This is a genomic window from Pseudoduganella sp. UC29_106 (assembly GCF_044055365.1).
In the GTDB taxonomy this organism is placed as follows: domain Bacteria; phylum Pseudomonadota; class Gammaproteobacteria; order Burkholderiales; family Burkholderiaceae_D; genus Rugamonas.
The window spans coordinates 6,283,877-6,298,959 of sequence record NZ_CP171977.1 but is presented as its reverse complement, the minus strand read 5'-3'; the positions used below and the strand labels follow the sequence as shown (position 1 = coordinate 6,298,959).

The 15,083-nt window shown below is 65.9% G+C and carries 15 protein-coding genes and 1 pseudogene; 14 read left to right on the top strand and 2 right to left on the bottom strand.

Annotated features, from left to right (window positions below):
• Nucleotides 1–26: 26 nt before the first annotated feature.
• The 8 genes from ACHMW6_RS31335 (at nucleotide 27) to ACHMW6_RS31300 (ending at nucleotide 8,566) form a co-directional block, all read left to right on the top strand.
• Complete coding sequence (locus tag ACHMW6_RS31335; RefSeq protein WP_395402965.1) at nucleotides 27–704, top strand: DUF4142 domain-containing protein; 678 nt, start codon at nucleotides 27–29, stop codon at nucleotides 702–704.
• A 135-nt stretch (nucleotides 705–839) separates the two neighbouring features.
• Nucleotides 840–3,620 carry a diguanylate cyclase gene (locus ACHMW6_RS31330; protein ID WP_395402963.1) on the top strand — a complete coding sequence of 927 codons (2,781 nt, stop codon included), beginning with the start codon at nucleotides 840–842 and terminating at the stop codon, nucleotides 3,618–3,620.
• Nucleotides 3,621–3,650: 30 nt separating this feature from the next.
• Nucleotides 3,651–4,211 carry a DNA-3-methyladenine glycosylase I gene (locus ACHMW6_RS31325; RefSeq protein WP_395402961.1) on the top strand — a complete coding sequence of 187 codons (561 nt, stop codon included), beginning with the start codon at nucleotides 3,651–3,653 and terminating at the stop codon, nucleotides 4,209–4,211.
• Nucleotides 4,201–5,682, top strand: a complete 1,482-nt coding sequence (mnmC, locus tag ACHMW6_RS31320) for an FAD-dependent 5-carboxymethylaminomethyl-2-thiouridine(34) oxidoreductase MnmC (RefSeq protein WP_395402959.1) — start codon at nucleotides 4,201–4,203, stop codon at nucleotides 5,680–5,682. The genes ACHMW6_RS31325 and mnmC overlap by 11 nt, the downstream gene beginning before the upstream one ends.
• A 31-nt stretch (nucleotides 5,683–5,713) precedes the next feature.
• On the top strand, nucleotides 5,714–5,896 hold the full coding sequence (locus tag ACHMW6_RS31315; RefSeq protein ID WP_395402957.1) for a hypothetical protein: 183 nt from the start codon (nucleotides 5,714–5,716) through the stop codon (nucleotides 5,894–5,896).
• Nucleotides 5,897–5,925: 29 nt separating this feature from the next.
• Nucleotides 5,926–6,627, top strand: a complete 702-nt coding sequence (locus tag ACHMW6_RS31310; protein WP_395402955.1) for a sensor histidine kinase — start codon at nucleotides 5,926–5,928, stop codon at nucleotides 6,625–6,627.
• Nucleotides 6,624–8,324: a tetratricopeptide repeat protein gene (locus ACHMW6_RS31305; protein WP_395402953.1), complete on the top strand. Its 1,701-nt coding sequence runs from the start codon at nucleotides 6,624–6,626 to the stop codon at nucleotides 8,322–8,324. Before ACHMW6_RS31310 ends, ACHMW6_RS31305 begins: the two co-directional genes overlap by 4 nt.
• 26 nt (nucleotides 8,325–8,350) lie before the next feature.
• A complete protein-coding gene (locus tag ACHMW6_RS31300; protein ID WP_395402951.1) occupies nucleotides 8,351–8,566 on the top strand; it encodes a hypothetical protein in 216 nt (71 codons plus the stop codon).
• A 29-nt stretch (nucleotides 8,567–8,595) separates the two neighbouring features.
• Here ACHMW6_RS31300 and ACHMW6_RS31295 read toward each other — a convergent pair whose 3' ends face one another.
• Entirely contained in the window at nucleotides 8,596–9,315 is a 720-nt protein-coding gene (locus tag ACHMW6_RS31295; protein ID WP_395402949.1) for a PhaM family polyhydroxyalkanoate granule multifunctional regulatory protein, read from the bottom strand.
• A 158-nt stretch (nucleotides 9,316–9,473) separates the two neighbouring features.
• On the opposite strand from ACHMW6_RS31295, the gene ACHMW6_RS31290 reads away from it, so the two are divergent.
• From ACHMW6_RS31290 to ACHMW6_RS31265, 6 genes and pseudogenes are all read left to right on the top strand, one after another.
• Nucleotides 9,474–9,926, top strand: a complete 453-nt coding sequence (locus tag ACHMW6_RS31290; RefSeq protein WP_395402947.1) for a rhodanese-like domain-containing protein — start codon at nucleotides 9,474–9,476, stop codon at nucleotides 9,924–9,926.
• A 10-nt stretch (nucleotides 9,927–9,936) separates the two neighbouring features.
• The gene (gene epsC / locus ACHMW6_RS31285) at nucleotides 9,937–10,896 is read left to right on the top strand and encodes a serine O-acetyltransferase EpsC (RefSeq protein ID WP_395402945.1); all 960 of its coding nucleotides are present in this window, start codon (nucleotides 9,937–9,939) and stop codon (nucleotides 10,894–10,896) included.
• A gap of 7 nt (nucleotides 10,897–10,903) precedes the next feature.
• A complete protein-coding gene (locus ACHMW6_RS31280) occupies nucleotides 10,904–11,125 on the top strand; it encodes a helix-turn-helix domain-containing protein (RefSeq protein WP_395402943.1) in 222 nt (73 codons plus the stop codon).
• 103 nt (nucleotides 11,126–11,228) lie between these two features.
• Nucleotides 11,229–12,158 (top strand): family 2A encapsulin nanocompartment shell protein, encoded by a 930-nt coding sequence (locus ACHMW6_RS31275; protein ID WP_395402941.1) that lies wholly within the window; start codon nucleotides 11,229–11,231, stop codon nucleotides 12,156–12,158.
• A pseudogene (locus ACHMW6_RS31270) lies at nucleotides 12,133–13,116 on the top strand (aminotransferase class V-fold PLP-dependent enzyme); the annotation flags it as partial. The gene ACHMW6_RS31275 and the pseudogene ACHMW6_RS31270, both read left to right, overlap by 26 nt.
• On the top strand, nucleotides 13,043–13,927 hold the full coding sequence (locus tag ACHMW6_RS31265; RefSeq protein WP_395408757.1) for an aminotransferase class V-fold PLP-dependent enzyme: 885 nt from the start codon (nucleotides 13,043–13,045) through the stop codon (nucleotides 13,925–13,927). The pseudogene ACHMW6_RS31270 and the gene ACHMW6_RS31265, both read left to right, overlap by 74 nt.
• Here ACHMW6_RS31265 and ACHMW6_RS31260 read toward each other — a convergent pair.
• Nucleotides 13,896–15,071 (bottom strand): low temperature requirement protein A, encoded by a 1,176-nt coding sequence (locus tag ACHMW6_RS31260; protein ID WP_395402939.1) that lies wholly within the window; start codon nucleotides 15,069–15,071, stop codon nucleotides 13,896–13,898. The genes ACHMW6_RS31265 and ACHMW6_RS31260 overlap by 32 nt on opposite strands.
• Nucleotides 15,072–15,083 lie beyond the last annotated feature (12 nt).

The following is a 15,083-nucleotide window of genomic DNA, read 5'->3' as shown; positions in this document are numbered from 1 at the left end:
TTCCCCAAACTGGACAGGAGAATCGCATGAGCAAGGCAAGGTTGTGGAAGCATATCGTGGGTGTGCCGCTGCTGGCCGCCCTGTTCGGCGCCGGCGCGGCCTTCGCGCAGTCGCTGGAGAAATCCGATCAGAAGCTTCTGACGGACATGGCCATGGCCAATATGGCCGAGGTCGAAGCGGGCAAGCTGGCGCTGCAGAAGTCGCACAGCGACCAGGTCAAGAGTTTCGCCCAGCAAATGGTCGATGACCACAGCAAGGGTCTGGAAGAAGTGAAAAAAGTAGCGGCCGCCAAGAATGTAAGCCTGCCCACTGAACTGGACAGCAAACACAAGGCCATGGCGCACAAGCTGCAAGGCTTGTCCGGCGACAAGTTCGACCGCGCCTATATGGACCAGGCAGGGGTGAAGGCCCACCATGACGCCAGCCGCCTCGTGGCGAAGGCCGAGTCCAGCGCCAAGGATGGCGAAGTGAAGGCGCTGGCCGTCAAGTTGCAGCCGACTATCCAGCAGCACACGGGCAATGCCGAGCAGCTGAACGCCAGCATCAAGGGCAGCACCAGCATGGGCGCCAGCGGCACCAAGGGACGCAGCGGCAGCAGCGAACGCAAGCCGCAACCGGCCAGCGGCAATACGGACAATCCGGAAAACCCGGCCAATCCGACCACCCAGCCACCGGCGCCCATGACGCCAGCGCCGGTTAAATAGGGCCAACGGACGGTAAAACCGGGGGAAACCGTCCGGCATGTCCTGGGCAATTTCGCTTGCTGCGGCCGAGAACTGTGGAATAATGCAGTGTGACCGAAAATGCGCTGCGGCAATATTGTTCAGGGACTTAAATTAGTGGAACTTTTTGCGCTCGACGACGAGCTGGACCAGTGGGAATTGCAATTGCCGCATGCGGATGGCGTGCCTCGCCTCGCCCTGCTGGCCAAATTGTCCTGGCACCTGCGGCAGCGCAATGTGGCGCGCGCGGAACAGCTGGCCGCCGAAGCGGCGCCGCTGGGTTTCCTGCTCGGTCCCACTGAACAGCGCGTGCTGGCCGCGCGCTATACCCTGGTGCAGGCCGAAGCGCGCTGGCTGTTCGGTGAACTGGATGCAGCAGCGTCCCTGGCCGGACAGGCGATGCAGGAATTCACCCGCCTGAACGACCGCTACGGCACGGCCGACGCCCACCATCTGCTGGCCTGGATCGCCGTCGATCGGGGAGATTCCGCCGGCTGCGACAATGAACTGTCCCTGGCGGCGGCCGATGCGCGCGCCGCCGGCGACTGCCTGCGTACCGATGTCTTCGAAAGCGCGGCCGCGCTGTTCGCCTCCTTCCGCAACCTGGCCGCCGCCACCGAGCGCTGGGGCAAGCGCTTCAACGTTGACCTGGATACCCAGCATCCCGTGGTCGCCGGCTGGATCAGCGATTTCTACGGCACCAGCGCCTTTCAGCAAGCCGACTTCGGGCGCGCCATCAGCCACTTGATGGTGGCTTTCGAGGCGGCCATGCTGTCCGGCCAGTTGCGCCGCGCGATCAATGTCGCCACCAATATCGGCAATGCCTTCACCAGCCTGAATGCCCACGACGCCGCACTGGAGTGGATGCAGCGCGGTCTGGATATCGCGCGCCCCACCGGCTGGCCGATGAGCATTGGCCTGTGCCAGATGCAGACGGCGGAAACCCTGCGCCAGCTGGGCCAGCGCGAAGCCGCCAGGACCTTGCTGGGCGAGGCGCTGCAGACGCTGAAGCCATTGTCCGGTTCGCGCGCCTACGCGGTGGCGCTGGAATACCGCGGCGACCTGTCGCTGGACCTGGGCGATTACGAGGCGGCGCTGGAAAGCTTCCGCGACCTGGAGCAGCGCGGCCATGCGCTGGCCCAGGCGGACTTCCAGAGCGGCGCGCGGCGCGGGCAGGCACATGCGCTGTCCGGCCTGGGACGTCCGGCCGAGGCCTTGGCCGCGGCGCAGTCGGCGCTGTCGCTCTCGCGCGAGCAGGGCGACCATTACAACGAGATCGCCGCGCTGCGCGTGCTGGCCGATATCCATTCGCGCCATGTGCTGCCGCCGCCTCCCGCGCTGGAAGCGCCCAACGCCGTGCTGCATTACCTGAACCGGGCGTTGGCCGTGGCGGCGACCATCGAGGGCTACACGGTGCCCGGCGCGCTGCTCGATGTCGCGGCGCGCGAGTATGCAGCCACCGGCGACTATGCGCGCGCCTACGAGATTTCGCTGCAGGCCAGCGCAGCCCGCGACAAGACGCACAGCCAGGATGCCACCAACCGCGCCATCGCGATGCAGGTGCAGTACCAGACCGAGCGCGCGCAAACGGAAGGCGAGCATCATCGCCAGCTGGCGGCGGCCGAAGCGGAGCGCGTGGAAGTGCTGCAGCAGACTACGGCCACGCTGAGCCACCTGTCCGCGATCGGGCAGGAAATCACGGCCCACCTGGATGCGGCGGCCGTCTTCCGCGCGCTGGACCGCCACGTGCACGGCCTGCTCGATGCGACGCATTTCTCCGTTTTCCTGCTGGAGCCGGATGGACACCACCTGTACTGCGCGTTCGGCGTGGAGGCGGGCCGCCCGGTGCCGTCCACCCGTTTCCCGCTGGTCGATCCGAACATGAACTCGGCGCGCTGCGTGCGCGAGCGGCGCGAAATCCTGATCGAGATCGACAGTCATGCCGACACGCCGAACCTGATCCCCGGCACGCTGCCGACCCTGACGCTGCTGTTCGCGCCGCTGACCATTGGCGAGCGCGTGCTGGGCGTGATGACGGTGCAGTCCCTGCTGTCCAAGGCTTACGGCGAGCGCGATCGCATGATCTTCCGCACGCTGTGCGCCTACGGCGCGATTGCGCTGGATAATGCGGCGGCTTACCGCCAGGTGGCGGCCACGCTGAAGACCCTGAGCGCAACGCAGGCGCAGCTGCTCGAGAAAAACATCGAGCTGGAACGCGCCTACAAGACGCTGGAAGATGTGAGCCTGACCGACCAGCTGACCGGCCTGCGCAACCGCCGCTTCTTCCTGCAGCATGTGGATGCGGACGTGGCGATGTCGCTGCGCCGCTATGACGATCCGGCCCTGCTGGCCGAACCCGCGCGCGAGCCGCTGCCGGACCGCGACCTGGTGTTCTTCATGGTGGACCTGGACCACTTCAAGGAAGTGAACGACCAGTACGGCCACGCGGCCGGCGATTCGATCCTGGTGCAGATGAAGGAGCGCCTGCGCGAGGTGTTCCGCGAGTCCGACTACCTGGTGCGCTGGGGTGGCGAGGAATTCCTCGTGCTGGCGCGCGCCACGCACCGCGAAGAAGCCAAGGTGGTGGCGGAGCGCATCCGCCAGGCCGTGTCCTCGCGCGATTTCGTGCTGCCGGACGGGAAGCGCCTGCCCAAGACCTGTTCGATCGGCTTCGCCTGTTTCCCCTTCCTGCCATCGCATCCTCGTCTTCTTTCGTGGTCGCAGGTGGTGGAGCTGGCCGACCAGGGCCTCTACATCGCCAAGCATTCGGGACGCAACGCCTGGGCGGCGCTGTACGCCACCGAGCGCACGCGCTCGGAAGAACTGTTCCCCCCGCCTCATGCACCAGCTGGCGCGCACCGTGACCGAGGGCGAAGTGCGCGTGGTGACCAGCTTTGAGCAACAACCCATCATTCATCCTTAAAGACCATGCACCGCTGTTCCTGGGCCAATCCGGCCAATCCCCGTTATATCGCTTACCACGACGAGGAGTGGGGTTTGCCCTGCCACGACGAGCTGCGCCTGTTCGAGATGCTCAATCTGGAGGGCGCGCAGGCGGGCTTGAGCTGGGAGACGGTGCTGAACAAGCGGGAGTCATACCGCGAGGCTTTCGACGGCTGGGACGCCCGCAAGATCGCAGCCTACGGGCCGGACAAGGTCGGCGAACTCCTTGCCAACCCTGGCATCATTCGCAACAAACTCAAAGTCGCGGCGGCGATCAGCAATGCCCAGGCTTATCTGCGGCTGCGCGATGCCGGCAGCACGCTTGATGCTTATCTGTGGGATTGGGTCGATGGCAAGCCGATCGTCAATCGCGGCGAGCGTGTCGCCAAGACGGAGTTATCCGACCGGCTGTCGAAGGATCTGTCGAAGCGCGGCTTCAAGTTCGTGGGCTCGACGATTGTGTATGCGTATATGCAGGGCATCGGCATGGTGAACGACCATGACATCAAGTGCTTCCGCCACGCGGAGTGCCAGCGTGGCGCCTGAGTCGCGCCGCGTCGTCCTCGAAACCGCCTTCGCCGACGCCTCCCGCCTTCTGGCCATTCTGGCGTCACATCGTGCGCCAACCAGCGCGACGTTGCATTACATCGCAATCGCGCCGGAGCTGCCGTCCCTGGGGGCGGATGCTCCGGTGGACTTGCGCGCCGCATGGCCGGTTGCGGTTGCGGGCCTGCACCGGCTGGCGCTGGACGGCGGCGTGACGCTCGACCTGCTGGTGGGCGGCACGGCGGCGCAATGGCTGCCCGAAATCACTGCGCGCGTCGACGAATTCGTCATCCCCGAACCGCTGGACGCCATGCGCGCGCTATCCCGCCTGGCCGCTCCCGGCGCAAAGCTGCGTGTGCACGCCCCCGACGAGCAACAGCTGCGGGCGTTGAAAGCGGCCGGCTTCAGCTGGCAGCACGCGCCGGACGCAGAAGGCTGGCTGCATGCCGATTACACCAGCCGCAAGCCGCAGCCGCCGGCGCCGCCGCCGCGTGAGCGCCGTGCCATCGTGATCGGCGCGGGCGTGGCCGGTTCGGCGGCCTGCGAGCGCCTGGCTGCGCGCGGCTGGCAGGTCACGCTGATCGAGCGTCAGGAAGAACCGGCGCAGGAAGCGTCCGGCAACCGCGCCGGCATCTTCATGCCGCTGCTGTCGAAGGACGACAATATTCCGACCCGTCTCACGCGCGCCGCTTACCTGCACGCGATGCGCGCCTGGCAGCGCCTGGGCGGACTTGCGCCGGACGGCAGCGCGCCGGTGCTGGGCGACCAGTGTGGCGTGCTGCAGCTGGCACGTGACGCAGAACACGCAGCGTTGCAGCGCGAGGTCGCCGAGGCCTGGCAGTATCCGCGGGAGTTCGTGCAGTGGCTGGACGCCAATGAAGCAGCCGCGCTGCTCGGGTCGGAAACGCCCCACGGCGCCTGGCTGTTCGGGCAAGGCGGCTGGGCGAATCCCGCGTCCGTGTGCCGCGCCATGCTCGCTGCCTGCGGCGACCGCCTCACGCGCATCTTCCATGCCGAAGCCATCACCCTGCGCCGCGCTGGCGGCGAGTGGGAAGCCGTGGCGGCGGACGGGCGCGTGATCGCGTCGGCGCCGACCGTCGTGCTGGCGAACGGCGCGGGGGCGACGGACATCGCGCAGGCGGCCGAGCTGCCGCTGTACACGATGCGCGGCCAGGTCACCCACCTGCCGGCGGACGCTTTCCCGCAGCTGAAAATGGTCGTCTGCCGCGAGGCGTATATGACCCCGCCCGTGCAAGGCATCGCCAGCGTCGGCGCCACCTACGACCGTGACGACGACCGTGGCTTGCGCGCCGAAAGCCAGGAAGAAAACCTGCAGCGGGCGGAAGAAATCCTGGGTGCAGAGCGGCTGCAGGCCGCCGGCGCGCGCAATGCCGCGCTGGCGGGGACGCGTCGGCTTCCGCACCATGGCCCCCGACCGCCTGCCCCTGGTCGGCGCGCTGCCCGACTATGAGGCGGCCAGCCGGGCGGAGAGGCTGCGCGACGTGCAGCGTCACGAAGGCATCTACACCCTGCTAGGCTACGCGAGTCGGGGACTGATCTGGGCTCCGCTGGCCGCCGAGCTGCTGGCCAGTCAGCTCGAGCACGAACCGCTGCCGCTGGAGGCCACGCTAGCCGCCGCGCTGGACCCGGCACGCTTCCTTCTGAAAGCCCGCCGCAAGTTATAATGACGTCCATCGACCCCGCGGGAGAATTCATGGAAGATCAACCGGGCTCGCCTGAGCTGTTCATGTTCCTGGCATCGACGGTGCACGACATGAAAAATTCGATCAGCGTCCTCAGTGGCACGCTGGAGAATTTGCTTGTGCAGTCCGAGGGCGCAGCGCAGGACAATCCCGCCTACCCGCAGATGGCGCACATGCTGTACCAGACCAAGCGCCTGAACGACAACCTGATCCAGCTGCTTGCCTTGTACAAGGAAGTCGGCAAACCAGGCTATCCCTTCGAACCGACCGCCGTGCCGCTGCGCGAACTGGTCGAACAGCTGGAGAGCGGCCAGCGCATCCTGCTGCAATCGAAAGGCATCGAACTCGAAAGCAGCTACCCGTCAGACCTGATCTGGACCTTCGACGAAGACCTCGTGCTCGGCGTGCTGGCTCACGCCATCAACAATGCCGTGCGCTACACGCAGGACAAGATCCGCCTCGTCATCGCGGAAAACGATGGCATGCTGGAGTTCCGCGTGGAAGACAACGGCATCGGCTTCCCGCCCTCGATGCTGGAAGCGGGCACGCTGGTGGGGCAGGGCATCAACTTCATGACCAACAGCAGCGGGCTGGGACTCTACTTCGCCAGCGAAGTGGCGCGCAGCCACAAGCACCGCGGCCGCCACGGCAGCATCCGCCTGGAAAACTGCGGCTCGCTGTGCGGCGGCTGCTTCATCCTGCGCCTGCCATGACCGCACCCGCCGCCGAAGCGCCCGGCGTAGACTGGGCCGAGAAAAAATACCTGATCGTCGACGATTTCGTCGGCGTGCGCCAGCTGCTGCGCGAATCGCTGCGCAGCCTGGGCGCCAGGCATATTGACCAGGCCTCCAGCGGCGGCGAGGCGATCGGCCTGCTGCAGCGTACCGTGTACGACGTGGTGCTGTGCGATTTCAATCTCGGCGAAGGCAAGAGCGGCCAGCACGTGCTGGAGGAGGCGCGCATCCGGCACCTGCTGGCGCCCAGCAGCGTGTGGCTGATGGTGTCCGCAGAGAAGAGCGTGGAAGCGGTGATGGGCGCCGCCGAGCATCAGCCGGACGCCTACCTGATCAAGCCCATCACCGAAGGCGTGCTGCTCACGCGCCTGAACCGCGTGTGGCAGAAGAAGCAGATCTTCCGCGAGATCGACCATGCTTACCTGGAGAAAGACTTCCTGCGCGCCGCAAAACTGTGTGACGCGCAGGTGCCGCACCACAAGCTGCACGAGACCGACCTGCTGCGCATGAAGGCCAGCCTGCTGCTCAAGGCGGGCGAGCCGGAACAGGCGCGCGAAGTCTATGAAAAGCTGCTGCAGGACCGCGACTACAACTGGGCGCGCACGGGCGTCGGCAAGATCCGCATGGCCAACGGCGACCACGAAGCCGCGCGCCAGATGTTCCAGGGCGTGATCGCCGAGAACCGCTTCTATATCGACGCCTACGACCAGCTGGCGCTGTCGCTGCAGAATATGGGCCGCATGGAAGAAGCCTGCGAGGTGCTGGAACGCGCGGCAAGGCTGTCGCCCAACTCCGTGCCGCGCCAGCGCAACCTCGGTAACGCTGCGCTCAGGCTGGGCAATATTCCGCTGGCGGAAAAGGCTTTCCGCAAATGCCTGACCATCGGCGAGTACTCCATCCTGCGCTCGGAGGATGCCTACTTTGGCCTGGCCCGCGTGTGCGGCCACAGGAACGATCCGAAGGAAGCGCTGCAGCTGCTCTCCGTCGCGCAGCATGACTTTCCGGGTGAGCTGGTGCAGCTGCGCGCCAAAATCACCGAGGGGCTGGTCTATCATGAAAGCGGGGACTATCGCCGCGCGCGCAAGTCCGGCGATGAGCTGGAGGAAATGCTGAAGGCGGACAGGGGCCGTCCAGACACCGGCACCTGCCTGGAAATGGCGACCCTGCTGTTTGCCGTCGGCGTAAAAGATGCGCCGGTGGAGCTGCTGTGCTACGTGGTGCGCAACAACCACGACAACCAGCTGCTGCACGACGATGTCCAGCGCATCTTCGACAAGGCGCGCATGAGCGAAGAGGGCGCGGCCCTGATCCAGTCCGCGCGCAAGGAAGCGGCCGAGATGATGAACAAGGGTGTGCTGCTGTGGAAGACCAACAAGCTCGACGAAGCCGTGGCCTGGATGCGCGAGGCGCGCCAGGCCTTGCCGGATAATCTGCGCATCCTGTTCAACTCCGCGCAGATCCTAATCTCGCACATGCAGGCCAGGGGCTACGACGAGCTGCTGATGATGGAAGCGAATGGAGTGCTGATGCACGTCGACAAGGTCGCGCCGGGCCAGCAGCGCTTCGCCCAGCTGATCGAACAATTGCAGTTGCTGGTGCCGGGCCGCACGGCCACACCGGAGGAAATCGAAGCGGAGCTGGACGCCGCGCTCAATGAACAGGTGTCCGGCGAATAGAAAAATCGACCCGGGAAGGAGTGATCATGCGTGATATCGCCAAAGAGGTCTACAACAAGATGAAGATTGGGGCGATGGCCTGGGTAAAGCCGGTCTCCGCACGGGGCGACACGATCGCCAGTTTCCAGTCCGCGCACGAAGCGGCACAAGCCCTCGAAGAGGAGGGCCTGATCAATATCATGAAGATTGAACGCGATGCGGAAGGCCAGATATCGGCCATCCGCATCCAGCGCCTGAGTTAGCGCCGCTGTTGCTGCGCGCGGGGGGCGCCTCAGTTCGCGTTCTTCGGCGGCTTGGGCGGGCGCTTAGCCGCCGGCTTGCGCGCCGCGCTTGTTGTGGCCGATGCAGCCGATGCAGCAGGCTTGGCGGGTGCGCCGTTGCCCTTGTCGTTGCCGTCGCCGTTGGCTTTTGGCGCTGCGGGTTTTGCCGGCTCCGGAGCCATGGCCGTGCTCACAGCCTGCTTGAACTGTTCCTGCAGCAGGTTCCACCAGATCGCCGGATTGGCCATTTGCGCGGCGGCGGTAGCGGCGTCCGCGGCGGCCTGAGGTTTTTCTGCCGGCTTCTCCGCTTCGGGCGCCGGCGCGGCGGCCGCCGGTTCCGGCTTTGCTTCCGCCTTGCGCTCAGTGGCAGGCCAGGAAGCGTTGGCGGACGAGGCGGACGCAAAGGGCGACTTGTCCGGCGTGGGCACCGACTGTGCCATGCTGGCCGCCAGCGACTGGCCCATCGACTTCAAGGCAGCGATCGTGCCGCGCTGGACTTCCAGCGCCTGGATGCTACTCCGCAGCATGGTGGAGTTCAGGTTGAGCCACGATTCCACGGCTTTCAGTTCATTGATTTTCTTGTCCAGGTCATCGACCGACAAGGTGGGCGCGGCAATCCCAGGGATGTTAATGCCCGGTACTCCCATGCTGCCCCACAGTGATTTGACGAAGTCCAGCGTATCCGTCATCACACCGGCGCCCGGCATGTTGGGCATTTGATGAAGAGCCATAGCGAATCTCCTTGTTAGATGGTTAAGCGTAGCAGATTACGCAACTGTTATCCATTTTTCGATTTTGCATGTGCTTTTAAATTCGTTCTCAGCGGGACCGACCGTTAGTTACATTGATGGGCATAGACAGCAATCACTGTGCAAGGAAAGGAAACAAGATGAGCACTGCAGCCCCGATTCCTTTTGCGCCTGCCTCGCGCGGCGCGCCGTTCGGATTGGCCCCCTCCGGCAACGTGCCGCCGCAGGAAGCCTGGCGCCTGGTGCAGCAGGGCGACGCCGTGCTGGTCGATGTGCGTACCAACGAAGAGCGGGTCTTCGTCGGCCGCGTGCCGCATTCGCTGCATGTGGCGTGGGCCACCGGCACCGCGCTGACGCGCAATCCGCGCTTCGTGCGCGAGCTGGAAGCGAAGGCCGGCGGCAGGGATGTCGTGATATTCCTGCTGTGCCGCAGCGGCAAGCGTTCGGCGGCGGCGGCCGCGGCGGCGAGGTCGGCAGGCTTCACCAATGTTTTCAATGTCGCGGAAGGTTTCGAGGGCGAACTCGATGAAGCGGGACAGCGCGGCCACGTCGGCGGCTGGCGCTGGCACGGCCTGCCATGGGTGCAGGATTGAGGGGACAGCCATGAACGATCGCGTATTTGCTATATTGCCCGCCGCCGCTCCGCACTGGGAGCTGGCCGCCATTGTCGATGAACTGCGCCAGGTGCGGGCGCGCTGGCGCCAGGCCCGCCTGCGCAACCAGGAGTGCGGGGGACGCGAATTCCCATCGCGCCAGCGCCTGCGCGAGGTATTGCAGCTGCTGTGCGCCGCGCTCTTTCCGATGCGCCTTGGCCCGGCCGAGTTGCGGCAGGAAACGGAAGACTTCTATGTCGGCCACACGCTGGACACGGCGCTGAGCGGCCTGCACGAGCAGGTGCGCCGCGAGCTGGCCTACAACGCCCGGCACGACGCGGCACAGGCAGCCGGCGCCGAGCAGCGCGCCTACGACATCGTGCAGCATTTCGCCCGCAAGCTGCCGCAGATCCGCGCCCTGCTGGACACCGATGTCGAAGCGGCCTACCACGGCGACCCCGCCGCGCTGAGCGTGGACGAAGTCCTGCTCTGCTATCCCGGCATCCTCGCCATCATCCATCACCGGCTGGCGCATACGCTGTACAGCCTGGGGGCGCCGCTGGTGGCGCGCATCGTGGCCGAGCTGGCGCACTCGGAAACCGGCATCGACATTCACCCCGGCGCCACCATCGGCGGCAGCTTTTTCATCGACCATGGCACCGGCGTGGTGATCGGCGAGACTGCTGTAATCGGAGAGCGTGTACGCATCTACCAGGCGGTCACGCTGGGCGCCAAGCGCTTTCCCACCGACGACAACGGCGCGCTGCAGAAAGGCCTGGCGCGCCACCCGGTGGTGGAGGACGATGTGGTGATCTATGCCGGCGCCACCATCCTGGGCCGCATCACCATCGGCAGGGGCTCCGTCATTGGCGGCAATGTATGGCTGACGCGCGGCGTGCCCCCGCACAGCAATATCACCCAGGTCATCGCGCAGCCCGAGGGCGCTGCCGCCACGGCCGTTGCCGCGTGAGGCCGCCATGCCGTCCCGTCAATTTGGTCTCGCGGTGCGCCGCTTGCGCGAGGAACGCGGCTGGTCGCAGGAACGGCTGGCCGAAGCAGCCGACATGAACCGTTCCTATATCGGAGAACTGGAGCGCGGCATCGCCATGCCGTCGCTGCAGACCATCCACAAGCTGGCCGGCGCCCTCGCCACCACGCCGTCACGCCTGCTGGAACGCTGCGAAGAAATCGCCGCCTGAGCGCAAATTGCTGGCTATAGCATGTTGAGCCGCCCCCGCGCGGCGGCCGATACTACATGCGTTCCGCTCATAACCTTATTTAGTCAGCTCATTAGGAGTATTCATGGCCGAAGTAAACGAGAGCCAGCTTGCACTCGGCGATAACGCCGCGCGCCAGTTGGCCAATGCAACCAAGACCGTTCCCCAGCTTTCCACCATCACGCCGCGCTGGCTGGTGCATCTGCTGCAATGGCTGCCTGTGGAAGCCGGCATCTATCGCCTGAACAGGGTGAAGAATCCGCGCGATGTGCGCGTGGCCTGCGCCCAGCGCGACGAATCGGAACTGCCGCAAACCTTTGTCGACTACGACGAACAGCCGCGTGAATACTTCCTGAATGCCGTCAGCACCGTGCTGGACGTGCATACCCGCGTGTCCGACCTGTACAGCAGCCCGCACGACCAGATCAAGGAGCAGTTGCGGCTGACGATCGAGACGATCAAGGAGCGCCAGGAGAGCGAATTGATCAACAATCCGGACTACGGCCTGCTGGCCAACGTCCACGACGACCAGCGCATCTTCCCGCTGACCGGCGCGCCCACGCCGGACGATCTGGATGAACTGCTGACCAAGGTGTGGAAGGAGCCCGGCTTCTTCCTGGCGCATCCGCTGGCGATCGCCGCCTTCGGGCGCGAATGCACGCGCCGCGGCGTGCCGCCGCCGACCGTGAGCCTGTTCGGTTCCCAGTTCCTGACCTGGCGCGGCGTGCCGCTCATCCCTTCCGACAAGCTGCCGATCGAGGACGGCAAGACCAGGATCCTGCTGCTGCGTGTGGGCGAGCAGCGCCAGGGCGTGGTTGGCCTGTTCCAGCCTGGCCTGGCGGGTGAGCAGAGCCCGGGCCTGTCGGTGCGGTTCATGGGCATCCAGCGCAACGCGATTTCGTCCTATCTGATTTCGCTGTATTGCTCGCTGGCGGTGCTGACGGACGACGCAGTGGCCGTGCTGGAAGACGTGGAGATCGGCAAGTACCATGACTATCCAGACACCTACAAGTAATCCCGGGGCACCGTTCGACGAGGCCGTGCTGAACCAGCTGGCGGGGGAATTCTTCGCCCGCCTGCCGGGTGCTCTGTCGCCGGCGCCTGCGCTGCCGGTCTCGCCGCGCGGTCCCACCGCCGCGCCGCAATACGCGCCCGCGCTGTCCGCCGCGCCGCAGGGCACGGCCGCCGCCGCGGCTGCTCCTGCGCCGGCCGCACAGGCGCAGCCCGGAACGCCGGCGCATAGCTATGCCGCCGCGCTGCCGCAGGCGGGCGGCCACCCGCTGCCTGCGGTGCCATCCTCGCCGTACTACTTCCTCGGCGAGGCGGGGGGCTATCCGCGCACCGCGCCTGACCTGGATGGCCTGGCGCAGCAGGCGGGCCGTCCCGACGACCGCGTGACCGCGCAGGCGTTCGGCCTGCCGGGCGCCGACGCCTTGCGCCAGCTGCTGATCGGCGCCGCGCCGCAAGCGCCGGCCGGCCCGGCTACGCCAACGCTGCAGCCGGCCTACTACTTCGATGACAATGCCCCGCCACGCCAGCAGCGGCCGCAATGGCAGGGATATTCCGGTTTCGATGTGCAGGCGATCCGCCGCGATTTTCCCATCCTCTCCGAACGGGTGAACGGCAAGCCGCTGGCATGGTTCGACAACGCGGCGACCACGCACAAGCCGCAAGCCGTGATCGACCGCCTGGCCTATTTCTACGCCCACGAAAACTCGAACATCCACCGCGCCGCCCATGAACTGGCCGCGCGCGCGACCGATGCCTACGAAGGCGCCCGCAGCAAGGTGGCGCGCTTCCTCGGCGCAGCCAGCCCGAATGAAATCGTGTTTGTGCGCGGCGCCACGGAAGCGATCAACCTGGTGGCCAATACCTTCGGCAGGAAGTTCATCGGCGAAGGTGACGAAATCATCGTCTCACACCTGGAGCATCACGCCAATATCGTGCCCTGGCAGCAGCTGGCGGCGGAGAAGGGCGCGGCGATCCGCGTCATTCCGGTCGACGACAGCGGCCAGCTGCTGCTGGACGAATTCGCCCCGCCTGCTCAATCCACGTACCAGGCTGGTAGCGGTCACCCAGGTGTCGAATGCGCTCGGCACGGTAACGCCGGTGAAGGAAATCATCGAACTCGCCCACAAGGCCGGTGTGCGTGTGCTGGTCGACGGCGCGCAGGCCGTTTCCCATCTGCGGGTGAATGTGCAGGCGCTGGATGCCGACTTCTATGTGTTCTCCGGCCACAAGGTGTTCGGCCCGACCGGCATCGGCGTCGTATACGGCAAGGCTGCACTGCTGGAGCAGTTGCCTCCATGGCAGGGCGGCGGCAATATGATTGCGGACGTGACATTCGAGCGGACCCTGTATCATGCTCCACCCACCCGTCTGGAAGCCGGCACCGGCAATATCGCCGATGCTGTCGGCCTGGGCGCTGCGCTGGATTACCTGGAACGCATCGGCCTGGAAAACGTGGCGCGCTACGAAACGGCGCTGCTGGAGTACGCAACCCGCCACTTGCAGTCCATTCCCGGTGTGCGCCTGATCGGCACCGCACACGAAAAAGCCAGCGTGGCTTCCTTCGTGCTGGCGGGTTACGAGACGGGTGAAGTCGGCCAGGCGCTGAACCAGGAAGGTATCGCGGTACGTACAGGCCACCATTGCGCCCAGCCCATCCTGCGCCGCTTTGGCGTGGAAGCGACCGTGCGTCCCTCGTTCGCGTTCTATAACACTTGCGAGGAAATCGACCGGATGATTGCCGTCACTCGCCGGCTGTCTTCCGCGCGCCGCTGAGCGCAACGCCCTCCCAGACTGCTACCACCAGCAAAATGGCCACCGCTGCGGCGGTGGCCGCCACCGGCGTCAGGTGCAGCGGCACGGCCAGCAAGGCCAGTGCCGCCAGCAGCAGCACGCCCGCCATATGGGATGGGGGCGGGAAGGTGCGCTGGTGGGTCACCCATTTGAACAGCATGGTCCCGATCAGGAACAGCAGCGGGCCGCCAACGATCACCGCCATCGCGGCGGGATCGGCATGGTCCGGGTGGGCCTGCACCAGCTCATCGCCGACGGCGTTGACGATGATGCCGGCGATGAGGGGCACGTGCAGGTAAGTGTAGGTATTGCGGGCGTGGCGGCCGGGATCTTTTGTATGCAGGATGTGATGGTGGCCGTCCTGTGCACCGTGGTCAAAATAGAGCCACCACATCAGCACCGTGCCCAGCACGGCCAGCAGGAAGATGCCCGTGCCTTCCGGGCTGGAAGGCAGTTCGGCAAAGGTTGCGCCGGTGACCAGCAGCGATTCGCCGAGCGCGATGATGACGAAGCCTGCACTGCGCTCGGCCATATGGCTGCCTTCCACATTCCAGTCGGCGGATGTGGAGCGGCCGAGGAAAGGCGTCCAGAAATACAGGGGAGGGCCCAGCAGCTCGATGGCGATGGCCACGGCCCAGATGGCGGCCCGCTGCGAAGGCGCGGCGGCGGCGCCCAGCAGCCAGAAGATGGCCGAGGTGGCGGTCCATGCCGTGATGCGCGTGAAGTTGCGGCGCAGGCTGGCGCTGCTGCGGGCCGCCCAGATGGCGAACAGGCTGCGTCCCACCTGCTGGGCCACCACGGCGGCGGCGAACAGCCAGCCCTTGTCGCCAAACGCCTGCGGGATCGAGATGGACATCATCAGCCCGACCACCATCAGCACGAACAGGGCGATGCGCACCGGGATCTTGTCCGGGTCCAGCGCATTGGTCACCCAGGTCGTATAAATCCAGATCCACCAGGTCGTGAAGAACAGCATGCCTACCTGCAGGGCGCCGCCCAGGCTGAGGTCTTTCAGCAGCGTGTGCGAGAGCTGGGTGACGGCGAAGACGAAGACCAGGTCGAAAAACAGCTCGACCATGCCAACCTTGCCGGAATCGGCCAGGCCGCGGGTGCGCAGGAGGGACATCCTCTGAACCTT